We start from the raw sequence: 26,032 nt of genomic DNA, 5'->3' as shown, positions 1-26,032 counted from the left end.
TGCTGCGCATCACTACCCCAAAACAAACCGGGGATTGCGCTGTGCTGGCACGCCGAGCGGAAGAATCCGATAGCTGGCGTTCGCACCGAGGATCTAGACTACGCTAAAAAGCGCTGCGGGGGCAAATACAGACTGCCCCGCGAGTCGTCAAGACCCCTACTCTTTCAACTCTTTGACCGGCACCCCGACACCCAGCATAATCGGCGCATTGGCGGCGATTGGCGGCTGCGGGGCCTTGGTTGGGTCAGCGAGCGAAGCGACATGGGAGGTACCCGATGCCGCAAGCGTGTCCGATGCCACAGAAACTGCGGTGTCGGATCCACCCTGCGGGCTCGTGGCACGGCGGCTGCGCTTGGCGCGCGCCACCGGCTCGATGCCCGAAGTCTTTTTGGTTGAGGTTGCCGCCGGCGCCTCGGAAGGCGCATCGTCGGAGGCCTGCCCGGCCACACCCGAGATCACGGGTGCCGATGCCGCAGCCGGCTGTTCGGCGGCGGGGGCGGCACTTGCCTCGGGAGCCTTGGCACGGGCCTTGCGGCGGGTGCGGGAGCGGGCCGGACGCGATTGCGCGGACTCGCCTTCCTCGGCCTCGGCTGGCGCGTCGGCCACCGGGGAGTTGTCCGGCAGCGCGGCTTCCAGGTTCTCCAGGGTCAGCGACGGCGCGCTGGCCTCGGAGGAGGCGGCACGGCGGTTGCGGCGCGCGGCGGGAACCACCACCGACTCCCCTGCCACGGTCAGCGTTGCGCCGCCGTCGGCGGCTTCCGCATCGTCGTGTTCGTGGGCTGCATGTGCCGCCGCGGCGATCGTGGCAAAGGCGTTGCGCGTGGCGGTGGCCTTGGCCTCGTTCGGCGCGGACACCGCTGCGGGGGCCTCGGTGGTTTCCTCGGCACCGCCTTCGGCACCGCCTTCGGTGCCGGCCTCGCCGTCGGTGGAACGGTTGCGGCGGCGGCGCTCGGCCCGCGAGGGCTTCTCCGCGGCGCGGCTGCTCGGGCCGTGGGCCTCGCCGGCCGAGTTGAAGGACCGGCGGTGTTCCACCGGCACGTCGTGGGTGATCACGCCGCGGCCGTTGCAGGCCTCGCAGTTCTCGCCGAAGACCTCCAGCAGACCGGTGCCCATGCGCTTGCGCGTCATCTGGACCAGGCCAAGGGAGGTGACCTCTGCAACCTGGTGCTTGGTGCGGTCGCGGCCCAGGCACTCGACCAGGCGGCGGAGCACCAGGTCGCGGTTGGACTCCAGGACCATGTCGATGAAGTCAATGACGATGATGCCGCCGATGTCGCGCAGGCGCAGCTGGCGCACGACCTCCTCGGCCGCCTCCAGGTTGTTCTTGGTGACGGTTTCCTCGAGGTTTCCGCCGGATCCGGTGTACTTGCCGGTGTTCACGTCGACCACGGTCATGGCCTCGGTGCGGTCGATCACCAGGGAGCCGCCGGAGGGCAGGAAGACCTTGCGGTCCAGGGCCTTGTGGATCTGCTCGTCGAGGCGGTAGTGGCCGAAGATGTCCTCGTCGGACTCCCACTTCTCCAGGCGCGAGACCAGGTCCGGGGCCACGTAGGTGACGTAGGCCTCGATGGTGTCCCAGGCCTCGTCGCCGGAGACGATGAGCTTGGTGAAGTCCTCGTTGAAGACATCGCGGACGACCTTGATGGTCAGATCCGGCTCCCCGTAGAGCAGCTCGGGTGCCAGGGTCTTGGTGGAGGTCGAGGCGGCCTCGATCCCTTCCCACTGGGCGCGCAGGCGGTTGATGTCGTTCATCAACTCTTCCTCGGAGGCCCCCTCGGCGGCGGTGCGCACGATGACGCCCGCGTTCTCCGGCAGGTGGTCCTTGAGGATCTTCTTCAGGCGGTTGCGCTCCACGTCGGGAAGCTTGCGCGAGATCCCGGTCATCGAGCCGCCCGGCACGTACACCAGGTAGCGGCCGGGCAGGGAGATCTGGGAGGTCAGGCGGGCGCCCTTGTGGCCGACCGGGTCCTTGGTGACCTGCACCAGGACGGTGTCCCCGGACTTCAGGGCGTGCTCGATGCGGCGCGGCTGGCCGTCCAGGCCCGCGACGTCCCAGTTGACCTCGCCGGCGTAGAGCACGGCATTGCGTCCGCGTCCGATGTCGACGAAGGCGGCCTCCATCGACGGGAGCACGTTCTGCACCTTGCCGACATACACGTTGCCGATCAGGGAGTCCTGCTGGGTCTTGGAGACGAAGTGCTCGGCCAGGATGCCGTCCTCGAGGACGCCGATCTGGATGCGGTCCTCGCGCTGGCGCACGATCATCTGGCGGTCGACGGATTCGCGGCGGGCCAGGAACTCCGCCTCGGTGATGACCTGGCGGCGGCGGCCGGACTCGCGGGAGTCGCGGCGGCGCTGGCGCTTGGCTTCGAGGCGGGTGGATCCGCGCACGGCGGTGACCTTGTTGGAGACCACCGGTTCCAGGGTGGTGCGCGGGGCGCGGACCCTGGTGATGGTGTTGGGCGGGTCGTTTTCGGATCCGCCGGCCAACTCAAGGTCGGCCTCGCCGCGGCGGCGGCGACGGCGGCGGCGCGAGACGGCTCCGGAGCCGTCCGCGTTTTCGTCATCGGCGTCCTCGCCGGCCGCGTCGGAGCGGCCACGGCGGCCGCTGCCGGCCGCTTCCTGGTGCTCGTCCTCGTCGGCGGGGGTGCCGGCGGCGGGCAGGCTCGGTGCCTGGAAGATCAGCGACAGCGCGGATTCGGGGATGGCGAACGGGTCGGAGATGGTTGCCGGATCCGGTTCGGTGGTTGCATCGGCGGCAGCGGCCTCGGGTTCGGCGGACTCGGCGGCCGGGGTTTCGGCGGCGGCTTCCTGGGCGGCGCGGGTGCCGCGGCCGCCTCGGGCCGGACGGCGGCGGGTGGCCTTGGCCGGCTCGGTGCCTTCGGCCTGCTCCTCGGTGGCCTCGACGGCTGCCTCGGCGGCCGGAACCTCGGGGGCCTCCTCGGCGGCGGGCGCCTCGGTGTTCGAAGCCGGGGCAGTGGCCTTGCGGCCGCGGCCGCGGGCCGGGCGCTTGGCGGCGGTCTTCGGCTCTGCGGCCTCGGCGGCCGGGGCCGCTGACTTCTCGGCAACGATTTCGGTCTGGGCCTCGGCGGCGGCCAGCGCGGCCGGGGCCTCGATGACTGCCGGCGCCTCCACGGCTGCCGCTCCCGGGGAGGTGACCCCGGAGGTGGCGCGGCGCGGGCCGCGGCGGGCAGGTGCCTTCGCGGGGGCTGTCACTGCCTCGGCGGCAGGTGCCTGGACCTTGGCGGCCGGGGCCTTGCCGGTCGCCTCGGCGACGACCGATTCAACCGTCGCTTCCCGGGCGGGGGCGTTCCGGGTGGCAGGGGCGCGGCGCGCGGTGGCGGCGCGCGGGGAAACGTTGGCGCGCACCTTGCGCGTCGGTGCGGCTGCTGCGTCGTTGAGCTCGGCCAGGGTCATGGCCCGGCGCGGCGGCGGCGGTGACGGTTCGTTGAAGTTGCCGCGCGGCGGGCGGGAGGTACGGCTGCGGCCCTTTGGCCCCTGGCCCATTGCTGCCTTTGATTCGTCGCGATTCAGTGCCATGTTAAAAGAGTGCTCCTCGGCGGGTCGGCTGCTCCCACAGATAGCGCGTCTCCCCTGGTTGGTTCGCCGGACCGGGCCTTGTGGCCGCGTGTCCCAGCGGAAGTCCTTGTAGATGTCTTGAACGGGTGCGCCCACCATTGCGGGGCGCGGCATCCGTGCAAGGCCAACGGCGCTTTTCCAAGCAAGCCGCTTTACGTTGCGGCGACCATATCGCGGTATTCGCTCAGACCTTCGTATAGGCGGTCTCTACGCAGCAGATGCATCGCAATCGGGCTTGAAAGCCTGTCGTTGGGTTGAAAGCAGACTGTGGATCCACGAACAACCACTGCAATTGTCTCACATCGACACGCCGACGGGCACCGCGCGCGCCGCGCATTGCCCCTTCCCTTGTGCCAACCCCCGGCGCGGGGCAGGATCCGCGCCGCCGGGGGCCACTAGACTTCAGCTGTGGCCACCCGCAACTTCCCGGCCCGGCGTGGCATCCACGCCGGAAATCCCGGGTGGCCGCACGCCGGGGGAAAACCGAACCGCCACGAGGGAGCACCGATGAGCATGTCCGAAGCAGCAGCCGCGCCACCACGCGACGGGGACGCGGTGCCGCGCATGGCCCGGGACCGGCCCTTTGGCCTGTTCCTGGTGCTCGCCGGCGCGGTGGCCTGGATCGCCTCGGGGATCCTGGTGCTCGAGCGCATCGCCCTGTACAAGGACCCCGACTACGTGACCAGCTGCGACTTCAACCCCTGGGTCTCCTGCGGCACCGTCATGAAATCCACCCAGGCTGCCCTGCTGGGCTTCCCCAACCCGTTCCTGGGCATCGTGGGCTTCGGCATCGTGGTCACCATCGGCATGGCGCTGCTGGCCGGGGCCCGCTTCGCCCGCTGGTACTGGGTCGGCGTGCAGGTCGGAGTCACCCTGGCGATGGTGTTCATCGTGTGGCTCTGGTCCCAGGCGCTCTACGAAATCAACGCCCTGTGCCCCTACTGCATGGTGGTTTGGGCGATGATGATCCCGATGTTCATGTACACCACGGCCCGCAACATCGCCCACGGCGTGCTCCCCGCGCCGGCGGCACTGCGCCGCGCGGCCGGCGAATGGACCTGGGTTGCGGTGGTCGTGCTGCTGGTCATCACCGCCGCCACCGTCGTCCTGCGCTTCCCCGGCGCCTTCGTTGGCGCCTGAGGCCCCGGCCGCCGGGCGGCGGCACGGAGCGCGGCGGCTGGCGGCCGCCGCCCTGGTGCCGCCGGTCGTCGCGGCGGGCCTTGCCTCGCGTTTCCTGGGTGCCGGGTTGCCGGCCGACCTTTCCGGTGGCGTGTTCTACGCGGTGCTCATCTACCTGCTGCTCACGGTGCTGCGCCCCCGGGCCGCGGCGCTCTCGATTGCCGCCGCCGCCCTGGTGCTCTGCGTGCTCATCGAGCTGCTGCAGCTCACCGGCATTCCCGCGGACCTGGCCCGCGCCTTCCCGCCGGTCCGGCTGGTGTTGGGCACGGGCTTCGCGCCCCTTGACCTGCTGGCCTACGCGATTGGCTCCGCGCTGGCGCTCGGCGCGGATGTGCTGGCGGGCAGGATCCGGGTCCGGCGGCCAACCGCGGGCTGAACGCGGCCTGCGCGGAGGCGAAAGAGGGCCCGGCATTTTCCACTCGCGTGGAAGTGCCGGGCCCTCTCTGCGGGGGTGGGTATCCCCCCTTGGATCAGGAGAACCAGATGCCGATTTCGCGGGCGGCGGATTCGACCGAGTCCGAGCCGTGGACCAGGTTCTGCTGGACCTTCAGGCCCCAGTCGCGGCCCAGGTCCCCGCGGATGGTGCCCGGGGCCGCGGTGGTCGGGTCGGTGGTGCCGGCCAGCGAGCGGAAGCCGGGGATGACGTTCTGGCCCTCGGCGATGAGCGCCACGAGCGGGCCGGAGAGCATGAACTCGACCAGCGGCTCGTAGAACGGCTTGCCCACGTGCTCCTCGTAGTGCGCCTCGAGCAGTTCGCGGGTCGCGGAGACCTGCTTGAGCTCGGCGATCACGTAGCCCTTGGCCTCGATGCGGGAAAGGATCTGGCCGGTCAGCTGGCGCTTGACGCCGTCGGGCTTGATGAGGATCAGGGTGCGTTCAATGGCCATGGGTGCGGCTCCTTCTGTGGTGGTGGTGCACATGTGTCGTTGGTCTTGATTCTACGGTTGGGCAGTCGGTGCGCCGGGATCTTCCGGCGGGTGCGCCGCCTCCCAGGCGGCCTGCTCGCGGGCCCGGCGGGCCGTCTCCAGGTCCATCGACCGGCCCTTGGTGACCGCGTACCACCAGGTGGCGGCGAACGCGGCCCCGATGAAGAACATCGAGGTCAGCAGGAACCCGGTGAGGATGAACAGCAGCTGCAGCGCCCAGCCGATGGCGTATCCCAGCGGTTTCTTCAGCAGCGCGCAGGTGAAGACGCAGATGAGCGCGACCACCGCGCCGGCGCCGATCACCAGGACCGGGGACAGTTCCTCGCGCTTGAGCCCGAAGAGGGCAAGCGCCACGAAGATCGCCAGGAACGCCTCGAGCACCAGCACCGTGGAGGCGAACATCACACGGGTCGAGCGGGGCTTCTTCGGCACTCCCGGGCGCCATTCGCGCTGCGCCTTGGTCATTTTCGCCATGTGGCTAGGCACCTCCCAGCAGCATGCGGGCCTCGCCGACCAGCGTGATGGACCCGGTGACGAGCACGCCGCCGCCGAAGTCCTCCCCGGCCTCGGAGCGTCCCACGGCCCATTCCAGGGCGTCGTCCAGGCGCTCGGTGACGAAGATGTCCTCCTCGTTGAACCCGGCCTCCAGCGCCATTCCCGCCAGTTCCCCGGCGGGGATGGCGCGCGGCGAATTGGACTGGGTGATGCAGATGTCCTCGGTGAGGTCCAGGTAGGATTCGCGCAGCTGCGCGAGCATGGCCGGGGCGTCCTTCTCCGCCAGGATCCCGATGACCAGCACCAGCTTGGTGAAGCCGAAGGATTCCTTCACCGCGGCCGCCGAGGCGCGGATGCCGTCGGGGTTGTGCCCCGCGTCAAGCAGCACCGTCGGGGCCTTGCGGATGACCTCCAGGCGCCCGGGGCTGGTGGCGGCGCCGAAGCCCTCCATCACCAGGTCGTGGTTCAGCGGGGTTTCCCCGCCGCCGATGAACGCCTCGACCGCGGCCAGGGCCACGGCGGCGTTCTGCGCCTGGTGCTCGCCGTGCAGTGGCAGCAGGATGCCGGGGTAGCGCCCGGCCAGGCCCTGCAGGTCGATCTGCTGGCCGCCGACGGCGACGGTGCGGTTTTCGACGCCGAATTCCACGCCCTCGAACCTGTAGGGGACCTCGAGCCCGCGGGCGCGTTCCAGCAGCACCTGGGCCGCGTCGGCGGGCTGCGCGCTGGAGACCATGAAGCCGCCGGGCTTGATGATGCCTGCCTTCTCGTCGGCGATCAGCTCGACGGTGTCGCCCAGCAGGTCGGTGTGGTCAAGGGAGATCGGGGTGAACACCGAGACCTGGCCGTCGCCCACGTTGGTGGCGTCGGTGATCCCGCCCAGGCCGACCTCGATGATCGCCACGTCCACCGGGGTGTCGGCGAAGACCGCGAAGCCCAGGATGGTCACTGCCTCGAAGTAGGTCAGCCGGTTCTCGCCCTTCGCGGCGAGCTCGTCGTCGACGATCTGCAGGTAGGGGCGGATCTCGTCCCAGATCCGCACGAACGTCTCATCGTCCACCGACTCCCCGTCGATCGCGATGCGCTCGGTGACCGAGACCAGGTGCGGGGAGGAGTAGCGCCCGGTGCGCAGGTCGTGGGCGCGCAGCAGGGATTCGATCATCCGCGCCGTGGAGGTCTTCCCGTTGGTGCCGGTGACGTGGATGATCGGGTAGGCCTTGTTCGGCTCCCCCAGGATCTCCATGGCCCGGCGCATGGGTTCCATGCGCGGCTCGATCTTGTTCTCCGGCGCGCGGGCCAGAAGCTCCGCGTAGACGCTCTCTACCGAGAACCTGTCAAAGGTGTTGCTCATGTGGTGGGTCCCATTTCCTTGTCGGCGGCCTCGGCCGCGGCAACGGTTTCGACGCTGACCACGGGGGCCTGGCCGTCGGGCCCGGCCACCAGGACCAGCCCGAGGCTGAGCGTCTCGCCCTTGATGAGCTCGGCGTTGGCGTGCAGCGCCGCCACGGTGGCGGCGTCGGCGGTGATCTCGGTGCGGATGCGGTCCGAGACCAGAAGGTCGGCGTCCTTGCGGGCGGACTGGATGGCGCGGATCATGTCCCGTGCCGTGCCCTCGGCCGCCAGCTCCTGGGTGACTTGCGTGTCAAGCACCAGGAAGCCGCCGCCGGGCAGCACCGCCGCGGCGATCGAGTCGGCGCCCTCGGTGGCCTCCACGACGGTCTCGAGCGTGTACTCGTGTTCCTGGAGCCCCAGTCCCCCGGCGGTGACCACTCCGGCCTCGTCCACCGACCAGTCCCCGGACTTGGCGCCCTTGATGGCCACCTGCACGTTCTTGCCCAGGCGCGGGCCCGCGGCGCGGGCGTTGACGACCAGGCGCTGGCTGATGCCGTATTGCCCGGCGTCGGCCTGCCCGGCGTCCAGGAGCGTGAGCGAGCGCAGGTTTAGCTCGTCGCGGATGATCCCGGCGAACGTCCCTTCCAGCGCCGCGGCGCCCGGCACGGCCACGGTCATGCCGGCCAGCGGCAGGCGCACGCGCAGGTTCGCCGCCTTGCGCAGCGAGGAGCCGACCGAGGCGATCTTGCGGGTGGTCTCCATCGCGGCGACCAGGTCGTCGTCGCGGAGGAAGAGTTCCGCGTCGGGCCACTGCGCCAGGTGCACCGAGCGCCCGCCGGTCAGCCCGCGCCAGATTTCCTCGGTGGCCAGCGGCAGCAGCGGGGCCGCGACGCGGGTCAGGGTCTCCAGCGCGGTGTACAGGGTGTCGAAGGCGCGGGTGTCCTCGTCGAAGAAGCGCTGGCGGCTCCGGCGCACGTACCAGTTGGTCAGCGTGTCCATGTAGCGGCGGATCGTTTCGGCGGCCTCGGAGATGTCGTAGGCATCCAGCGACGCGGTGACCTCGCGGACCAGGTCCCCGGTGGCAGCCAACATGTACGCATCGAGCGGGTCGGTGGAGCTGTGCGCGATCTTCGCCTCGTAGCCCGCGCCGCCGTTCGCGGCGTTGGTGTAGAGGGAGAAGAAGTGCCAGACGTTCCACATCGGCAGCAATACCTGGCGCACGCCCTCGCGGATGCCCTGCTCGGTGACGACCAGGTTGCCGCCGCGCAGGATCGGGGAGGCCATCAGGAACCAGCGCATGGCGTCGGAGCCGTCGCGGTCCAGGACCTCGTTGACGTCCGGGTAGTTGCGCAGCGACTTGGACATCTTCTGCCCGTCGGAACCCAGCACGATGCCGTGGCTGATCACGTTCTTGTACGCGGGGCGGTCAAAGAGCGCGGTGGAGAGCACGTGCATGGTGTAGAACCAGCCGCGGGTCTGCCCGATGTACTCCACGATGAAGTCAGCCGGGTGGTGGGTGTCGAACCACTCCTTGTTCTCGAACGGGTAGTGCGCCTGGGCGTAGGGCATCGACCCGGAGTCGAACCACACGTCCAGCACGTCCTCGACGCGGCGCAGCGTGCCGGCATCGGCGCAGCCCTCATGCGCGCGGACCAAATCGTCGATGAACGGGCGGTGCAGGTCCGGCTGTCCCTCGTTGTTCAGCGGCAGGCGCCCGAAGGCCGCCTTGATCTCATCCAGCGAGCCGTGGACCTCGCGGTGGGTGCAGTTCGCGCCGTCGCATTCCCAGACCGGGATCGGGGATCCCCAGTAGCGGTTGCGGGAGATCGACCAGTCCCGGGCGTTGGCCAGCCACTTGCCGAACTGGCCGTCCTTCACGTTCTCCGGGATCCAGTTGATCTGCTGGTTCAGCTCCAGCATCCGGTCCTTGACCTTGGTCACCTCGACGTACCAGGAGGAGATGGCGCGGTAGATCAGCGGGGTGCGGCAGCGCCAGCAGTGCGGGTAGGAGTGCACGTAGGAGGCCTGCTTGATGAGGCGCGCATCGCTCCGCAGCACGTTGGTGATGGCCTTGTTGGCCTCGAAGGCCTGCACGCCGACGATTTCCGCCAGCTCGCCACCTTTGAACACCGGCAGGAACTTCGCGCCCTCGTCGATGGAGAGGATCACCGGGATGCCGGCGGCCTCGCAGATCTTCTGGTCCTCCTCGCCGTAGGCCGGGGCCTGGTGGACGATGCCGGTGCCGTCGGTGGTGGTGACGTAGTCGGCGACCAGCAGCTGCCACGCATTGCCGGTGTTCCAGGTGTCCACGTCGGCGAAGGTGTCCCAGAGCGGCGCGTACCTGATCCCGGCAAGGTCCGCACCGGTGTGGCGCGCGGTGACGGCGGCGGCGGCAGCGGCGGCATCGGCGTAGCCCAGGTCCTTGGCGTAGGAGCCGAGCAGGTCCTCGGCCAGCATGAAGCTGCCGGTCGCCCCGGAGGCCTTCACGCCGTTCTCGCCGGCGGGCAGCACGACGTAGACGACGTCGGGTCCCACGGCCAGGGCCAGGTTGGTCGGCAGCGTCCAGGGGGTGGTGGTCCAGGCCAGGGCCTGCACGCCGGCCAGCTCCTTGGAGACCGCGGACTCCCCGGCCAGCAGCGGGAAGGAGACGGTGACGGTCTGGTCCTGGCGGTCCTTGTAGACGTCGTCGTCCATGCGCAGCTCGTGGTTGGACAGCGGGGTCTCGTCCTTCCAGCAATACGGAAGCACGCGGAAGCCCTTGTAGGTCAGCCCCTTGTCGTGCAGCTGCTTGAAGGCCCAGATGACCGATTCCATGTACTCGACGTTCAGCGTCTTGTAGTCGTTCTCGAAGTCGACCCAGCGCGCCTGGCGGGTGACGTAGTCCTGCCACTCGTCGGCGTACTTCATCACCGAGGAGCGGCAGGCGTCGTTGAACTTGTCGATGCCCATGGCCTCGATCTGCGCCTTGTCGCTCATGCCCAGCTGCTTCATGGCCTCGAGCTCGGCCGGCAGTCCGTGGGTGTCCCAGCCGAAGCGGCGCTCCACGCGGGAGCCGCGCTGGGTCTGGTAGCGGGCGACCAGGTCCTTGACGTACCCGGTGAGCAGGTGGCCGTAGTGCGGCAGGCCGTTGGCGAAGGGGGGGCCGTCGTAGAAGACGAACTCGTTGGCCCCGTCAACACCTGCATCGCGGGCGTCAATGGAGGCCTGGAAGGTCGAATCGTCCTTCCAGTAGGAAAGGACCCGTTCCTCGATCTCCGGGAAGCGGGGAGAGGATGGCGTTGTGCCATGCGGGTCGGTCGAGGCCTTGGGGTAGCTGGTCATCTGCGGCAGTCCTGGTGATCGAAGGCGCGTGGGCGCTTAGGCGTTCTCCAACACAGGGACGAGTCGAAGCAATTGGTCGCTCCACCTCGCGGTACCACCCCGCTTGCCCGGTTCGCCCCGGAATTACCCGGACCGTCCCTGGCCGCTCGTTGACTGCTGTGACGGGCTTACCCGCTTGGTTCTACCGGGTTCTCCCCCGGCACGCCGGGTGTTCACCGTTCTTCCAAGGACTCGCCGGTGATTGCCGGGTCGACGTCATGTTGCCACAAGTCTAGCGCGCCTTGGCGCCCGGCGCTCAATCCCGGCGATCGCGGTGATCCGGGAGCCGCCGGAGCGGGTTATCCACAATTTCCCCGCGGCCGCCCCGCGGGCGGCGTTCCCGGCCCATGCTGGATCCATGACCAACACGCCAGCGCTTGCGGCGACGGTGCTGGACGCCATGTCGATGGCGCTTCCCTGCACCACCGCTACCCCGGACGAGCGGGCCTCGGAGCCCTGCACCCGGGGCGATGGGTTGCGCGAGCTGGCGATCCTCGCGCCGGTGCTTCGGGCGGTGCTCGAACGGGCAGCCGCCTCCGTCGGCTCGTCCCCGGTGCTTGCCGCGGCCTTCGTGGCGCTCACCGAGGCCATCCACCGGCAGGCCGGCTACGGCCAGCTGCTGGCCGCCTCCCGCGCCGTCGACGCGCAGGTGCACGCCATCACCGAGGCGCCGCTGGCCGAACTCAACGAACTCCTGCGCGATCCGGTCGCCTTCGCCGCCGCACCGGAGCTGCCGGTCGATGTGCCGACGCGTCCCGGGACCACGCCGCTGTTCCGCGACGACACCGATTTCCTGGCCGGCGAGCTGAACCTCACGCACTTCCAGGCCCAGCACCGCGTGCAGAGCGCCGAGAACCTGGTCCCGCACACCGGGTTCAACGGCTCCCTCGTCCCGCCGAGGTTCCCGCTGCTGGGCCAGGTGCTCGACGACGCCGCCGCGGACCCGAAAGCGCTGGCCACGCTGGCCCGGAAATTCGATAATCTCGCCCCCTCCCGCGACCGGATGGACGACGGGGAGGCCGGCCGGGCGCTGGAGGCGGAGCTGGCCGAGGCCGCGCGCACCCGCAATTCCCAGGGCACCGAGAAACTGCTCAAGGACCAGGCGAAGCGGCTCGACGATGCGACGGCGACCCGCCGCGAGGCGGCCGAGGAGATGTTCGTCGGCGCCTACTACCTCGGACACACCCGCAAGGGCTACGAGTACAAGGTCATCACCACCGCGGAGGGCCACGAACTGCTGGCCACCGCCGCCGACATCCTCAACAGTCCCAGGACCAGGGCCGGGACTGCGCCCGCTCCCGTCCCGGAGGCGGGCCCGCCCATCCCCGAATGGGCCATCGACCAGAACACCCCGGTCGGGGAACGGCCCTTGGCAGGGTTCACCGACCTGGGGCAGCCCCCGCAGCTGGAGCCCGCCGTCGAGATGCGGCCCGGGGAATCGATCGAGGCTGCGCTGAGCCGCCAACGGGCCCGCCGCCTGCACCAGCTCATCATCGATTCGGTGCGCATCACCACCAGCCCGGCGGAACCCGGCTCCCCGGATGCCGCCGACGGGCAGATGCCATTGGCCCCCAACTTCACGATGAACGTGACCATCACCCTGGAAACGTTCATGGGCCAGCTCGATGCCGCCGGGATCACCGACCACGGCGAAGACATTTCACCGGCCAGCTGCCGGCGCATCGCCTGCAACGCCGGGATCATCCCGAGCGTGCTGGACGGTGCCGGGGTCCCGCTCGAGCTTGGGCGGACACGACGATACTTCAACCGCGCCCAGCGCCGCGCCATCGCGGTGCGCGACAAGGGCTGTGCCAACCCCGGGTGCACCATGCCGCCGAACCGGTGCGAGGCGCACCACGTGGATGCCTGGAACCTCGGCGGCAGGACCGATGTCTCGCGGGGCTGCCTCTTGTGTCCAATGTGCCACCAGGCGTACCACGCGGGCAGGTTCCGGATCGAGATGATCCGCGGGAGGCCCTATGTCATCCTGCCCGCATCCCGCGATCCCCTGCAGCTGCCGCGGCTCAATTGGATCTTCCACCCCGCGGCCGAACCCCAGCGGGCGGCCTGATCCCCTCACCTCGGGAGCGGCAGGCCGCCCGCGGCACGGCGCAAAAGTGACGTCTAGTTCAACACGGTGTTTTCGACCTTCCACGCCGTCAGGCGCGGGTACACCCAGAACGAATAGATGCCCAGGGTGATGATGCACAACAGGAACCACTTCACCCACAGCCCGAAGATACCCCACCCGGTGCCGGCGAACTGCAGCGGCCTACCCATCAGGAAGGTGTTCCTGGCCCGCCAGCGCTCCACCAGCACCACCGCAAAGGGATAGCAAATCCCCAGCGTGAAGATGGTGATGGCCATGCCCAGCAATTGCGTGCCGAACCACGTTGCCGCTCCCCCGCGGAATTCGAAGACCGGTGTTCCGGGCGGGAAGTTCCCCAGTGCCGCAACACCCGTTCCGGGCTGGTTGTTTCCGCTGGCCTGCATGCTCATGACGCTTCTCCCCCTGGTGCCGAACGGATGGCCGGCGAGGTGCCGACCATCCGCGCTTGTCCCCCGAGCCTAGCCGGGCACGACCACGTTTTGCCGACACCCGCCGCCGAACGCCCGTCCGGCCCGGTGGCCGCCGGCTCAGCCGCGGGAGGCCGCCGGCTCGTCCACCGCGCGGGACACTGCAACCATCTCGGCGCGGTCAACGACCTTGACCCGCTCGCGCGCCACCGGTCCCTGCGGGGTAGGCGCCGGGTCTGCCGCGGTCCCGAGCGCCTGCTCGTGCGCATCCAGCGCGATCCAGCCGTCCCAGCTGGTGTAGGCGACTTTCTTGGCGTCCAGCAGCGCGGTCACCGCATCGGGTGCGGGGTTCGCTGCAACCGGCAGCTCGTTGAGGTCCGCGAGCAGGTGGGCGATGGTCTCGGCGGCGTCGGACTTGGTGTGGCCGATCAGCCCGATGGGGCCGCGCTTGATCCAGCCGGTGGCGTAGAGCCCGGGCACCTGGGTGCCGGCGGCATCCAGCACCTTGCCCTCGAGGTTGGGCACCGTGCCGGTGCGCCCGTCGTATTCGATCTCCGGCAGCGCCGAGCCGAAGTAGCCGATGGCGCGGTAGACGGCCTGGACCGGGTAGTCGACGAACTCGCCGGTGCCACGCGCGTTTCCGGTGCCGTCGAGCTCCTGGCGCTCGAACCTGATGCCGGAGACCTTGCCGTCGGTGCCCGTGACCTCCACCGGGGAATGCAGGAAGTGCAGGTGCAGCCGGCGGCGCGGGCGCCCGGACTCGGTGGCGTCGACGGCCTCCCCCCGTTCCTCGCGCTCCTCCTGTTCGATCAGCCAGTTGGTCAGCGTGCCGACCATGGTCTTGACCTGGTTGTTGGTCTTGATCGCGGCGTCGGAGGCGGCGTCGAACTCGAAATCCTCCGGGTAGAGCACGATGTCCACGTCCTGGCTGTGCGAAAGCTCGCGCAACTCCAGCGGCGTGAACTTGACCTGGGCAGGTCCCCGGCGGCCGAAGACGTGCACGTCGGTGACCGGGGAGGCGGCCAGGCCCCGGTACACGTTCTCGGGGATCTCGGTGACCAAGAGGTCCTCGGGGTGCTTGGAGAGCACGCGGGCCACGTCCAGGGCCACGTTGCCGTTGCCGAGCACCGCGATTTCCGTGGCCTCCAGCGGCCAGGTGCGCGGCACGTCCGGGTGCCCGTCGTACCAGGAGACGAAGTCCGCGCCGCCGTGGGAGCCCTCCAGCTCGATGCCCGGGATGTTCAGGTCCGCGTCGTTGATGGCGCCGGTGGCGAAAATGGCGGCGTCGTAGTGCTCGCGCAGCTCCGCGATCGACAGGTCGGTTCCGTAGTCCACGTTCCCGAAGAAGCGGATGTCCCCGCGGTCCAGCACCTTGTGCAGCGCCTTGACGATGCCCTTGATGCGCGGGTGGTCCGGGGCGACGCCGTAGCGGATCAGCCCGTAGGGTGCCGGGTAGCGGTCGAAGAGGTCGATCGCGAGCTCGAAGTCGCGCTCGGCCTTGGTCAGGATGTCCGCGGCGTACACTCCGGCGGGGCCGGCGCCGATGATGGCAACGCGCAGCGGGCGGCCGGCGAAGGCGGCGGGTGTCGCCGCCGGTGCCGGTGCGGATGGGTGTTTCTGGGGCATGGGGGTCCTCCTGGGGGTATGGCCGGTTTGGTGGGGTGTTGGGGTGTGCTCAGCCGGCGGGCAGCAGCTGCCGGGTGTTCGCGGCCGGGGCCAGGGCCCCGGCGGCGTGCGGGCTGATGCGCACCACGTCGCCGATGACGATCACCGCGGGGTTCGCCACGCCGATCCGCGCGGCGGTGGCGGCGATGGCATCGAGCCGGTCGATCGTGATGCGCTGGTCCGGGCACCAGCCGCGCTCGATGATCGCCACGGGGGTGTCGGCGGGCAGCCCGCGGCCCAGCAGCGTGGCGGCGTTGCGTGCCAGCCGGGCCACGCCCATGAGCAGGACCAGGGTGTGGTCGGGGCGGGCCGGCAGTTCGGCCAGCTCCTCGTGCCCGGTGGCCATCGAGAAGCCGGTGGCCACCCCGCGGTGGGTGACGGGGATCCCGGCGGCGGCGGGCACCGAGATGGCGCTGGTGACCCCGGGGACGACGGACACCTCGACGCCGTGCGCACGGCAGTGGGCCGCTTCCTCGCCGCCGCGGCCCAGCACGAACGGGTCCCCGCCCTTGAGCCGCACCACGCGGTTGCCCGCCCGTGCCTCGGCGACCAGCACCGCGTTGATCTCATCCTGCGTGGCCAGGTGGTCGCCGGGGGCCTTGCCGACCTCGATGACGCGCACGGACGGGTCGAGTTCGCCCAGCAACCCGCGCGGGCCCAGCCGGTCCGCGACCACCACGTCGGCGGCGGCCAGCAGCCGGCGCCCGGTGACGGTGATCAGCCCGGGATCGCCCGGGCCTCCCCCGACCAGGGCCACGGAGCCGGGCCCGGAGCGGCGGCGGCGCAGCGGCAGCAGCCCGGTGTCCGCTGCCAGCGCGATGGCGTTGCGCAGCCCGGCGGCCCGGCGCGGGTCCCCGCCGGCGGTGACCGCCACGGTGGTTCCCTCCCCGGTCCGCGCGACGGCGGGGGTCCAGGCGCTGGAGGCCGCGTGGTCCGAGGCGTTGACGCACCAGGTCCGCCGCGCGTCGGCATCGGCCGAGACCCGGGCGTCCAGCTCCGTGTTCCCGGTGGCGGTGTGGGCCAGCCACATGCCCTCCAGGTCCCCGGGCGCATAGCCGCGCCTTAGCCAGAGCAGCTTCCCGGCGGCCGCGGCCTCGGCGATCGGCCCGACGGCCTCCGGGGCGATGACGGTGATCTTCGCGCCGGCCTCCAGCAGCTGGGCGATGCGTCGTGCCGCCACCTTTCCGGCGCCCACGCAGAGCACGTCCTTCCCGGCCAGGCGCAGGGCCAGCGGGTGGATGGGTGAATCGTTGGATGCCGTCATGGCCTGCTCCCTGGGGTGGGTCCGATGGTGGGTGGGGTGGTGCGGGTGGCGGGATTGCCGCCGGCTCATCGCCCGGCCCCCGGGGCCAGGCCGCGGCGGCGCAGCAGCCTGCGCTCCAGCGGGGCGAAGACCAGCAGCTCGATCACGATGCCGACGACCAGGATGGCCAGGATCGCGCAGCAGACCACCGCCATCGAGGACAGGTCCCGGCCCTGCTGCAGCAGCGAGCCCAGGCCGAAGCCGATCGACCCGCCGACGGCGATGATCTCCGCCGCCATCAGCGAGCGCCAGGAAAACGCCCAGCCCTGCTTGAGCCCGGCCAGGTAGCCGGGCAGCGCCGCCGGCAGCACGATGCGCAGCAGGCCCTGGGCGCGGGAGGCGCCGAGCACCGTGCCGAGCCGCCGGTATTGCGGCGGGACGGTGTCCACGCCGGAGAGCAACCCGTTGATGATCGACGGGGTGGCGCCCATGACGACCACGAAGTAGACGGTGGCGTCGGTGAGGCCGAACCAGATGATGGCCGCCGGCACCCAGGCGACACTGGGCAGCACCTGCAGGCCGGAGACCAGCGGGCCGATCCCGCGGCGCAGCACGGCGGAGGCCGAGAGCAGCAGCCCCAGCGGGGTGCCGATGGCCAGTGCCAGCAGGAAGCCGAGCACGCCGCGCTGCAGCGAGGTCGCCACGGCCTCGACCAGCCTGCCGTCGGCGGCCAGCGACGCGGCGGCGCCCAGGACCTCGCCGGGGCCCGGGACCAGGTCCACGCGCGGGGAGGCGAACCAGGCAACCAGCTGCCACAGGCTCAGCAGGGCCAGCAGCGTGCCCAGCGGCAGCAGCACCCGCGTGGCGGCGGGCCGCCGCGGGGCCGCGGGGCCCTCCTGCAGGTGGTCCAGGCCGGCCTCGAGTTCCCTCAGGTCCTCGACGGTGCCCTCGATCCGGTTTTCGACGGTCGCGGTGGCGCTAGTGGGCATGGTGGCGGATCTCCTCGCGTAGCCGGGCGGTGATGTCTTGGGTCAGTGCCGCGGCCGCGGCCGGGTCGGTGCGCACCGATGCGTCGATCTGCCATTGGGCGGCAACGCGCCCGGGGCGGGAGGAGAGCAGCAGCACGCGCTGGCCCAGCCGCACGGCCTCGCGGACGTTGTGCGTCACGAACACCACGGTGCGCCGGTGGGCGCGCCATAGCCGTTCGAGCTCGTCGTGCAGCAGGTCGCGGGTGATCGCATCCAGCGCCGCGAACGGCTCGTCCATCAGCAGCACCGGCCTGTCCTGCCCGAGCGCGCGGGCCAGCGAGGCGCGCTGGCGCATGCCGCCGGAAAGCTCGTGCGGGCGCTTGGCCCCGGCATCGGAGAGGTGGACCAGCTCCAGCAGACCGTCGGCCCGTTCCCGGCGTTCGGCGCGCGGGATGCCGCGCAGTTCCAGGGCGAGCTCGATGTTGGCGCGGGCGGTGAGCCAGGGCAGCAGCGCGGCGTCCTGGAACATGAAGGCGGCACCTCCCGCCGGGACGCTGACGGATCCGGCCGTGGGCGGTTCGAGCCCGGCGATCACGTTCAGCAGCGTGGACTTGCCGCAGCCCGAGGCGCCGAGCACCGCCACGAACTCGCCCGTCTCGATTGTGGTGCTGATGCCGGAGAGCACCGGCGCGGCGCCGTAGTCCTTGGAGAGGTTCTCGATGACGATGCTCATGCGCCCGCCCCCGCTCCGCCATCGGCGCGTGCGGTCCGGGCCGCATCCAGGAACGAGGTGTCCACCAGCCCGTCGAGGCCTGCGGGCTCGGCCAGCGATGCGGCGACGGCGTTGGCCTGCAGCCGCGGGTAGGCGCCTGCCAGCGGGTCGGCCGTGAAGGACAGATTTCCCAGCGCGCGTTCCAGCACGGCGGGCTCCAGCGCTGCACCGGCAAGCCGCTCCAGCTGGGTGTTCAGCGTCGTGAGCACCTCGGGCCGGGCCGCGGTGTTGATCCAGTCCAGCGCGGCAAGGTGGCCGCGCAGCAGCGCGTCGACGGTTTCCCGGTGGCGGGCGGCGAAGTCCGGGGATACGGCGAGGACCGTGGTGGGGAATTTGCCCGGCGCGCCGGTGTCCTTCCCGTCCCACAACTCGGCTTCGTCCACCAGCACGCGCGCGCCGGCCTCCAGCACCAGCCGGGAGGACCACGGCTCGGGCAGCCAGGCGCCGTCGATGGCCCCGGAGCGGAAAAGCTCCAGCGTCTGCGCATTGGCGGTGGGGGTGATCGCCACCTCCCCGCCGCGCAGGTCGGTTTCCAGCCCCCGGGCCGCGAGCCAGGTGCGCAGGGCGACGTCCTGGGTGCCGCCGAGCTGCGGGGTGGCCAGCGTCGCCCCGCGCAGGGCTGCGGCGTCGGCGATCCCGGCGCGGACCACCAGCTGGGCCCCTCCCGCCGCGGCCCCGGCCACCACGCGCAGCCCGCGCCCGCCGCTGGAGGTGAACGCCGCGATCGCCGGGTTGGGCCCCAGGTAGGCGGCGTCGATGGCCCCGGCGTTCAGCGCCTCGACGGCGGCGGGGCCGGCCCCGAAGATGCTCGTTTCCAGCGTGGTGCCCGAGCCCTCCAGCTCGCGGGCGAACAGGCCCCTGGCGGTGCCCACGAGCGCCGGCGCGTGCGTGAGATTGGCGAAGAAGCCCAGCCGCAGGGCGGGCGCGCCAGAGGCCGGCGCCGCGCCCGCCGACCCGGGCCGCGGCACCGTGGTGGTGGCGGCGGCCCCGAGCACCAGCAGGCCCAGCAGCCCGGTGCCGCCGGCGAGCAGGGCACGCCGGCCGGGGCCGCGGTGCGGCCCGGCGGCGGTGTACCGGATGGTGTCCATGGCGCAGGTGTCCTTCGTAGTCGATGTGGTGCGGGAGCGGGGTGGGAGAAATGCGGGGTGCGGCGGTGCGGACCGGCGGCGCTAGCCGGCGGTCACGGGCCGGTCGCCGACCAGCCCGGCGGCCAGCGTGTTGCCGTCCTGCGGGTCGATGACCAGGAACGCCCCGGTGCGGTGGTGGCGGGCGTAGGGCTCGGTGGGCAGTTCGCCGGCCAGCCGCAGTGCCACCGCGCCGATGTCGTTCAGTTCCAGCCCGGCGGCGGGCAGCAGCCCGAAGTCCTCCAGGTCCAGCCGGCCCTCGATGGCGGTGACCTTCGCCCGCACCGTCGCGGTCCCGTGCTTGATGAGCACGCTCGCGCCGGGGTGCAGCGTTTTGGGCGAGAGCCAGCACAGCCGGGCGGACAGGTCAGCCGAGGAGTCCGGCAGCGTGCCGGCCGCCGCGATGGTGTCCCCGCGGGCGATGTCCAGCTCGTCGGCAAGCCGCAGCGCCACCGAGGCCGGCGCCGCGGCGGAATCCAGCCGGACCCCGGCGGCATCGATCGCGGTGACGGTGGTGTCCCGGCGCGGCGCCCCCGGGGAGGCGATGGTGACGGCGTCCCCCACGGCGATCGAGCCCTCGGTGATGGCCCCGGCGTAGGCGCGGTAGTCGCGGAACTCCTCCGCCGCCAGCCCCGGGGCCAGCGCACCCTGGGGGCGCAGCACCAGCTGGACCGGGAAGCGGAAGTCCTCGGCGATGGCCTGTGCCTCATCGCGCGTGGGCAGCGACTCGAGCAACCCCAGCAACGTTTCCCCGGTGTACCAGGGGGTGCGCGCGGAGCGCTCCACCACGTTGTCCCCGACCAGCGCGGAGACCGGCAGGGTGTGCGGCACCGGCAGCCCCAGGCCCGCGGCCACCGCGGCCACGTCGGCGGCGATGTCCGCGAAGCGCCCGGCGTCGTAGTCGATCAGGTCGATCTTGTTCACCGCGATGACCACGTTGGGCACGCGCAGCAGGCCGATCACGCCCAGGTGCCGGCGGGTCTGCTCCAGCACCCCCTTGCGGGCGTCGATGAGCACGATGGCGGCATCGGCGGTGGAGGCGCCGGTGACGGTGTTGCGGGTGTACTGCACGTGTCCGGGGCAGTCGGCGAGCACGAAGGAGCGCTCCCCGGTGGAGAAGTAGCGGTAGGCCACGTCGATGGTGATGCCCTGTTCGCGCTCGGCGCGCAGCCCGTCGGTGAGCAGCGCCAAATCCAGGGTGCCGTCCCCGCCGCCGAAGCCGGTGGCGGCGGAGGTGCGGGCCAGGGTCTCGAGGGTGTCGGCGAGGACCACCTTCGCGTCGTGGAGCAGCCGGCCAACGAGTGTCGACTTGCCGTCGTCCACCGAGCCGGCGGTGGCGAAGCGGAAGAGCCCGCGTCGGCCTAGCTGCGGCGCGGCGGTGTCCGCGGCGATGTCCAGGTTCGTGGTGCTCATTAGAAATACCCGTCCTTCTTGCGGTCTTCCATGGCCGCCTCGGAGATGCGGTCGTCCGCGCGGGTGGCCCCGCGTTCGGTGATGGTGGTGGTGGCGACCTCGGCGATGACCTTCGCGACCGTGTCGGCCTCGGAGAGCACCGCCCCGGTGCAGGACATGTCCCCCACGGTGCGGTAGCGCACGGTGCGGCGCACCGTGGGCACCCCGTCCCCGGGCCGGCTGAACGCGCCGACGGCCCGCCACATGCCGGAGTGCTCGAAGACCTCGCGCTGATGGGCGTAGTAGAGCGAGGGCAGCGCAATGTTCTCGCGCTCGATGTAGCGCCAGATGTCCAGCTCGGTCCAGTTGCTGATGGGGAAGGCGCGGACGTGCTGGCCCGGGGTGTGGCGCCCGTTGTACAGGTTCCACAGTTCGGGGCGCTGGTTGCGCGGGTCCCACTGCCCGAACTCGTCGCGCAGCGAGAGGATGCGTTCCTTGGCCCGGGCCTTGTCCTCGTCGCGGCGCCCGCCGCCAAAGAGCACATCGAACCTGTTGGCCTCGATGGCGTCGAGCAGCGGGGTGGTCTGCAGCGGGTTGCGGGTCCCGTCGGCACGCTCGGTGAGCCGGCCGTCGTCGATGTAGTCCTGCACGCGTGCCACCTCCAGGCGCAGCCCCAGCTCGCGGACCGTGGCGTCCCGGAACTCGATGACCTCGTCGAAGTTGTGCCCGGTGTCCACGTGCAGCACCGGGAAGGGGACAACCCCGGGCCAGAAGGCCTTGGTGGCCAGGTGCAGCATGACCACCGAGTCCTTGCCGCCGGAAAACAGCATGGCGGGGCGTTCGAACTCGGCAACGACTTCGCGCAGAATGTGGATGGATTCGGCCTCCAACGCGTCCAGCACGTCGACGGACGGTGCCGTGATCTCCGGTGCGGTGATGCTCATCTCTGGCTCCTTCGTGGGTGGGAAGTGGTAGGGGGTGCGGGCGAGGCTCATTGGTGGATGCCGCATTCGGTCTTGGCGACCCCGGCCCAGCGGCCTGCCCGCGGGTCCTCGCCCTCGGCCACCGGCCGGGTGCAGGGGGCGCAGCCGATCGAGGGGTAGCCGTTGGAGAGCAGCAGGTTCACCGGGACGCTGTGCGTGGTGGCGTGGGAAATCAGCTCGTCGAAGCTCCAGCCGGCCAGCGGGTTGACCTTGATCAGTCCGTGCGCCGCATCCCAGGTGATCAGCGGGGTGTTGGTGCGGGTGGGGGCCTCCTCGCGGCGGACCCCGGTGAACCAGAGCCGGTAGCCGGAGAGCGCCCGGGCCAGCGGTTCCATCTTGCGCAGCCGGCAGCATGTGCCCGGGTCGCGCTCGTGCAGCCTGGGCCCGTACTCGGCGTCCTGCTCCTCGACCGTGCGCACGGGCAGGACGTCGACGATCCGCACGTCCAGGGAGGCCGCGACCTCGTTGCGGGTCGCGTGGGTTTCGGCGAAGTGGTAGCCGGTCTCCAGGAAGAGCACGTCGACACCGGGCAGCTGCTCGGCGACGACCGCCGGCAACACGGCGTCGGCCATCGAGCAGGCGACCGCTACCTCCGCAACGGAGAAGTTCGCCGCCACCCAGGCGATGACCTCGGTGGCGGAGGCGTCAAGGCCCAGCTCGGCGGCGCCGGCCTCGGCCAGCGCGCGGTCAGCGGCCACGCTGTCAGCGGTCTTTAGGTCGGCGGCGTTCATACAACGTCCTCATCCGCGGCGCGGTGTGACCAGGTGGCGAAGGATTCGCCGTCCTGGGAACCGGCCGAGTAGTTTTCCAGTACCCGCTCGATGTAGTCGGGCAGCTCCTGCGCGGTGACCTTGAGTCCACGCACGGTGCGGCCAAGCCCCGCCTCCCCGCGTTCGCTGGTGGCAAGTCCCCCGCCCAGGTGGACCTGGAATCCGGGGGTCTGCCCGCCGTTGCCATCTGGCAGCAGCTGGCCCTTGAGCCCGATGTCGGCGGTCTGGATCCGGGCGCAGGAGTTCGGGCAGCCGTTCACGTGCAGGCTCAGGGCCGCGGGCAGCCGCACCGCCGATTTGGCGGCGAAGCGTGCCTCGAGTTCGGCCACAGCCGCGATGGTGGTGTCCTTGGTGTCAACGATCGCCAGCTTGCAGAACTCGATGCCGGTGCAGGCGATCGCGGAGCGGCGGAAGATCGAGGGAGCCGTGGCCAGACCCAGGGCATCAAGCTCCGCGGCTGCGGCGGCCACCGACTCACCCGGGATGTCCAGTGCCAGCAGCTTTTGGTGCGGGGTGGTGCGCAAGCGCCTGGAGCCGTGGCGCTCCAGCAGGTCGGCCAGTTCCAGCAGCAGCGTGCCGGAGAGACGGCCGGCGTTCGGGCTGGCGCCGATGTAGAAGCGTCCGTCCTTCTGCTCGTGGATCCCCACGTGGTCCCCCGGCGTGGTGGGAGCATCCGGCACCGGCCCGTCGGGCAGTGCGTAGCCCAGGTACTCGGTTTCCAGCACTTCGCGGAAGCGCGCGGGTCCCCAGTCGGCCATCAGGAACTTCAGCCGCGCCTTGTTGCGCAAACGCCGGTACCCGTAGTCGCGGAAGATCGACACGACCCCCAGCCACACGTCCGCGGCGATCTCGGGGCGGATAAATGTACCAAGCCGCTCGGCCAGCCGGGCGTTGGTTGACAGTCCGCCGCCGACCCACAGGTCGTAGCCGGGTCCGAGCTCGGGGTGAATGGCGGCGATGAGCGCGATGTCGTTGATCTCGTGCACCACGTCCTGGGACGGGTGACCGGAGATGGCTGTCTTGAACTTGCGCGGCAGGTTCGCCAGTTCGGGATCCCCGATGAAGCGCTCACGGATCTCGGCGATGACCGGGGTCGGGTCCAGGATCTCGTCCTTCGCGATGCCCGCCACCGGGGAGCCGAGGATGACACGGGGCACGTCCCCGCAGGCCTCGGTGGTGTCCAGGCCCACGGCCTCGAGCCGACGCCAGATCTCCGGCACGTCCACCACATCGATCCAGTGCAGCTGGATGTTCTGCCGGTCAGTCACGTCCGCGGTGTCCCGGGCGAAGTCGCGGGAGATCCCCCCGATGGTGCGCAGCTGGTCGGTGGAAAGGGTGCCGCCGTCGATGCGCACGCGGAGCATGAAGTAGCGGTCCTCGAGCTCGTGCGGCTCCAGGGTGGCGGTGCGCCCGCCGTCGATGCCGGGCTTGCGCTGGGTGTAGAGGCCCCACCAGCGGAAGCGGCCGTGCAGGTCGGTGGGGTCGATGGAGTCGAAGCCGCCGCGGGCGTAGACGGTTTCGATGCGCTCGCGCACGTTCAGCCCGTTGTCGTCCGCCTTGAACGCCTCGTTGGCGTTCAGCGGGGCGGGCCCGTCGATCTTCCACTGTCCGTGCGGCTTGGCCGCCGGGCGGGCGGGCCGGGTGCGTGCCGGGGTGTCGGTTGCCTGTGTCATGGCTTCGACACTAGGGCGGGTCCGCGGCGGCCCGCCAACGCCACCGACCCGCGGCGTCACGCCGTAACGCGGCGACCTATTCGGTGTCGGCGGACCCCGCGGACAGGGCCTCTGAGAGTCTTCCGGCGACACATTTCGCGATTGTGACGCCTGGGAGCAGCGCCCCCGACACATAGTCGGCGCCACTTCCGGCCAGCCGGTCGTGGAAGAACCCCGGGGCCAGCAGGAAGCTGGCGACGCCCACCCGGCGGGCCCCCTCGGCGCGGGCCGCGGCCACGGCCTCGGGCACCGACGGCGCGGCTGCCGAGCAATAGGCCACCGCGACCTCCTGGCCCAGTTCTGCGGCCAGCAGCCCGGCCATCCGGGCCGCCTGCAGTGCTCCGGCCTCGACGCGGGTGCCCGCCGCGGCGAGCACCACCGCGTCCCCGGGCCGGTGCCCTGCCTCGGCCAGCCGGCGGGCCAGCACCGCGGCCAGTCGCGGGTCCGGGCCCACCGGTGCGCTCACGCCGGTGTGCGGGCGCGCGGCCGCGGCATCGGCGATGTCCACGCGGCTGTGGAAGCCCTCGGAGAGCAGCAGGGGTGCCACGATGGCTTCCTCGCCGGGAGGCAGTGCGGCAAGCACCGCTCCCAGCCGGGGTTCCTGCACATCGACGTAGGCCTCGTGGACGGCCGCATCGATGCCGTCGGCCGCGAGCTGCACGGCAAGGTCGTCGCGCAACCCGTCGACGAGCCGCCGCCCGTGGGGATTGTCGGTGCCGTGGGCGCAGGCAACCACGTGCAGCCGCCCCGGCCCCGGGCCGCCGGCGGTGCCGCTCACGCCTGGCCGCGGATCAGTTTGTGGGCCGCGGCCTGCGCCACCGGGCGGACGACGATCTCGTCGAGGTTCACGTGGTGCGGGGCGTTGACGGCGTAGGAAACGACGTCGGCGATGTCCTCCGCGGTCAGCGGCTTGGCCACCCCGGCGTAGGGCTTTTGGGCCAACTCGCGGTCCCCGCCCATGCGGCGCAGCGCAAATTCCTCGGTGTGCACCAGGCCCGGGAGCACCTCGATGACCCGCACGTTGTGCTCCACCTCCTCCAGCCGCAGCGCCTGGGTGAGTGCGCGCTGCGCCGCCTTGGCTGCGTTGTAGCCGGACCCGCCCTCGTAGCTGACCAGCCCGGCGGTCGAGGTCAGGTTGAGCACGGTGCCCTCGCCGTGGGCGCGGAGCATCGGCAGGAACGCGCGGGTCATCTTCATCGTGCCCATGACGTTGGCCTGGAGCATGAAGTCCCAGTCCTCGTTCTTGGCCTCGGCCAGGTAGTCGGCGCCGCGGGCGCCGCCGGCGATGTTGATCAGCGTGTCGATGCCTCCGCCGGCCTCGACGGCCGCCAGCAGGGCGGCGACCTGGGCGTCGTCGGTGACGTCCGCGGGAACCGGCACGGCGCCGGTTTCCCCGGCGAGCGCCGCAAGCCGCTCGGCGCGGCGGGCAACCGCGTAGACCTTCCATCCGGAGGCGGTCAGGGCGCGGACGGTGGCCTCCCCGATGCCGCTGGAGGCCCCGGTGACGACGGCTGCGTGCTGGATGACTGGATTCTGTGATGACATGACCAAAGCCTATCCAGCAGGTCGGCCGGCCCCCAAGCGCCATGTCGGTTCGTGGCGCGGGGAGGCACCGGTCCCGGTTGCCCGTCCCGGCCTAGGTCCCCTGCTGCGCCTCGCGCAGGAAATCGAGGAGCACCACCGCGTGGTTGTGCACGGTGTCGCGGGCCGCGTAGAGCAGCACCACGTCCTGGTGTTCCCGCGCGATGCCCAGCAGCCGTTGCGCCCCCGCGGCGGCGGACCCGGCCTCCAGCTCGTGGCGGTAGTGGTCGGTGAACTCGGTGAAACGCTCGGCCTTGTGGCTGAAGGCGACGCGCAGCTCGGTGGAGGGGGCGACGTCCTTGGCCCAGTCATCGAGCGCCGCCCGCTCCTTGCCGAGTCCGCGTGGCCACAGGCGGTCAACTAGGATCCGATAGCCGCCATCGGCGGGCTCGTAGGCGCGCAGCAATCGAAAAGTACCCATCCCAAGACCCTAGGAC

The 26,032-nt window shown here is 71.1% G+C and carries 21 protein-coding genes; 3 read left to right on the top strand and 18 right to left on the bottom strand.

Annotated elements, in window-relative coordinates; all coding sequences use genetic code 11:
- Window positions 1-156: 156 nt before the first annotated feature.
- Window positions 157-3,540, bottom strand: coding sequence for an Rne/Rng family ribonuclease (locus tag KRR55_RS04215; RefSeq protein ID WP_217387815.1), 3,384 nt, complete (start codon window positions 3,538-3,540; stop codon window positions 157-159).
- A gap of 552 nt (window positions 3,541-4,092) precedes the next feature.
- Between KRR55_RS04215 and KRR55_RS04210 the strand changes: the two genes are divergently transcribed.
- Both KRR55_RS04210 and KRR55_RS04205 read left to right on the top strand, forming a co-directional pair.
- Window positions 4,093-4,719 carry a vitamin K epoxide reductase family protein gene (locus KRR55_RS04210; protein ID WP_418888824.1) on the top strand — a complete coding sequence of 209 codons (627 nt, stop codon included), beginning with the start codon at window positions 4,093-4,095 and terminating at the stop codon, window positions 4,717-4,719.
- Entirely contained in the window at window positions 4,709-5,134 is a 426-nt protein-coding gene (locus KRR55_RS04205) for a ribosomal maturation YjgA family protein (protein WP_217387813.1), read from the top strand. The genes KRR55_RS04210 and KRR55_RS04205 overlap by 11 nt, the downstream gene beginning before the upstream one ends.
- Window positions 5,135-5,228: 94 nt before the next feature.
- On the opposite strand, the gene ndk is transcribed toward KRR55_RS04205, so the two are convergent.
- The 4 genes from ndk to ileS are packed head-to-tail and all read right to left on the bottom strand — an operon-like array spanning window position 5,229 to window position 10,829.
- The gene (gene ndk / locus KRR55_RS04200; RefSeq protein ID WP_217387812.1) at window positions 5,229-5,645 is read right to left on the bottom strand and encodes a nucleoside-diphosphate kinase; all 417 of its coding nucleotides are present in this window, start codon (window positions 5,643-5,645) and stop codon (window positions 5,229-5,231) included.
- Window positions 5,646-5,696: 51 nt separating this feature from the next.
- On the bottom strand, window positions 5,697-6,158 hold the full coding sequence (locus KRR55_RS04195; protein ID WP_217387811.1) for a DUF4233 domain-containing protein: 462 nt from the start codon (window positions 6,156-6,158) through the stop codon (window positions 5,697-5,699).
- A gap of 4 nt (window positions 6,159-6,162) precedes the next feature.
- A complete protein-coding gene (locus KRR55_RS04190) occupies window positions 6,163-7,527 on the bottom strand; it encodes a bifunctional folylpolyglutamate synthase/dihydrofolate synthase (protein WP_217387810.1) in 1,365 nt (454 codons plus the stop codon).
- On the bottom strand, window positions 7,524-10,829 hold the full coding sequence (ileS, locus tag KRR55_RS04185; RefSeq protein ID WP_217387809.1) for an isoleucine--tRNA ligase: 3,306 nt from the start codon (window positions 10,827-10,829) through the stop codon (window positions 7,524-7,526). The genes KRR55_RS04190 and ileS overlap by 4 nt, the downstream gene beginning before the upstream one ends.
- Before the next feature lie 397 nt (window positions 10,830-11,226).
- Between ileS and KRR55_RS04180 the strand changes: the two genes are divergently transcribed.
- A complete protein-coding gene (locus KRR55_RS04180; protein WP_217387808.1) occupies window positions 11,227-12,939 on the top strand; it encodes an HNH endonuclease signature motif containing protein in 1,713 nt (570 codons plus the stop codon).
- 53 nt (window positions 12,940-12,992) lie between these two features.
- On the opposite strand, the gene KRR55_RS04175 is transcribed toward KRR55_RS04180, so the two are convergent.
- From KRR55_RS04175 to KRR55_RS04115, 13 genes are all read right to left on the bottom strand, one after another.
- A complete protein-coding gene (locus KRR55_RS04175) occupies window positions 12,993-13,367 on the bottom strand; it encodes a DUF898 family protein (RefSeq protein ID WP_254455838.1) in 375 nt (124 codons plus the stop codon).
- A 138-nt stretch (window positions 13,368-13,505) separates the two neighbouring features.
- A complete protein-coding gene (locus KRR55_RS04170) occupies window positions 13,506-15,011 on the bottom strand; it encodes an FAD-dependent oxidoreductase (protein ID WP_217387807.1) in 1,506 nt (501 codons plus the stop codon).
- A gap of 49 nt (window positions 15,012-15,060) precedes the next feature.
- Window positions 15,061-16,314, bottom strand: coding sequence for a uroporphyrinogen-III C-methyltransferase (gene cobA / locus KRR55_RS04165; protein ID WP_217387806.1), 1,254 nt, complete (start codon window positions 16,312-16,314; stop codon window positions 15,061-15,063).
- A gap of 65 nt (window positions 16,315-16,379) precedes the next feature.
- Window positions 16,380-17,282 (bottom strand): ABC transporter permease, encoded by a 903-nt coding sequence (locus KRR55_RS04160; protein WP_217387805.1) that lies wholly within the window; start codon window positions 17,280-17,282, stop codon window positions 16,380-16,382.
- Entirely contained in the window at window positions 17,272-17,994 is a 723-nt protein-coding gene (locus KRR55_RS04155; RefSeq protein WP_217387804.1) for an ABC transporter ATP-binding protein, read from the bottom strand. Before KRR55_RS04155 ends, KRR55_RS04160 begins: the two co-directional genes overlap by 11 nt.
- Window positions 17,991-19,121: an ABC transporter substrate-binding protein gene (locus KRR55_RS04150; RefSeq protein ID WP_217387803.1), complete on the bottom strand. Its 1,131-nt coding sequence runs from the start codon at window positions 19,119-19,121 to the stop codon at window positions 17,991-17,993. The genes KRR55_RS04155 and KRR55_RS04150 overlap by 4 nt, the downstream gene beginning before the upstream one ends.
- A gap of 81 nt (window positions 19,122-19,202) precedes the next feature.
- Window positions 19,203-20,570: a sulfate adenylyltransferase subunit 1 gene (locus KRR55_RS04145; RefSeq protein ID WP_217387802.1), complete on the bottom strand. Its 1,368-nt coding sequence runs from the start codon at window positions 20,568-20,570 to the stop codon at window positions 19,203-19,205.
- Complete coding sequence (cysD, locus tag KRR55_RS04140; protein WP_217387801.1) at window positions 20,570-21,493, bottom strand: sulfate adenylyltransferase subunit CysD; 924 nt, start codon at window positions 21,491-21,493, stop codon at window positions 20,570-20,572. Before cysD ends, KRR55_RS04145 begins: the two co-directional genes overlap by 1 nt.
- A gap of 47 nt (window positions 21,494-21,540) precedes the next feature.
- Window positions 21,541-22,263: a phosphoadenylyl-sulfate reductase gene (locus KRR55_RS04135; protein ID WP_217387800.1), complete on the bottom strand. Its 723-nt coding sequence runs from the start codon at window positions 22,261-22,263 to the stop codon at window positions 21,541-21,543.
- Window positions 22,260-23,975, bottom strand: coding sequence for a nitrite/sulfite reductase (locus tag KRR55_RS04130; protein WP_217387799.1), 1,716 nt, complete (start codon window positions 23,973-23,975; stop codon window positions 22,260-22,262). Before KRR55_RS04130 ends, KRR55_RS04135 begins: the two co-directional genes overlap by 4 nt.
- 76 nt (window positions 23,976-24,051) lie before the next feature.
- Entirely contained in the window at window positions 24,052-24,792 is a 741-nt protein-coding gene (locus tag KRR55_RS04125) for a sirohydrochlorin chelatase (RefSeq protein ID WP_336245031.1), read from the bottom strand.
- Complete coding sequence (locus KRR55_RS04120) at window positions 24,789-25,559, bottom strand: SDR family oxidoreductase (RefSeq protein ID WP_217387798.1); 771 nt, start codon at window positions 25,557-25,559, stop codon at window positions 24,789-24,791. The genes KRR55_RS04125 and KRR55_RS04120 overlap by 4 nt, the downstream gene beginning before the upstream one ends.
- Before the next feature lie 91 nt (window positions 25,560-25,650).
- Complete coding sequence (locus KRR55_RS04115) at window positions 25,651-26,016, bottom strand: DUF488 domain-containing protein (protein WP_217387797.1); 366 nt, start codon at window positions 26,014-26,016, stop codon at window positions 25,651-25,653.
- Window positions 26,017-26,032: the final 16 nt, after the last annotated feature.

The organism is Paeniglutamicibacter quisquiliarum (assembly GCF_019084045.1).
GTDB classification, from domain to species: Bacteria; Actinomycetota; Actinomycetes; order Actinomycetales; family Micrococcaceae; genus Paeniglutamicibacter; species Paeniglutamicibacter quisquiliarum.
The sequence above is the reverse complement of the archived record's forward strand: the minus strand, read 5'-3'. Positions and strand labels throughout refer to the sequence as shown.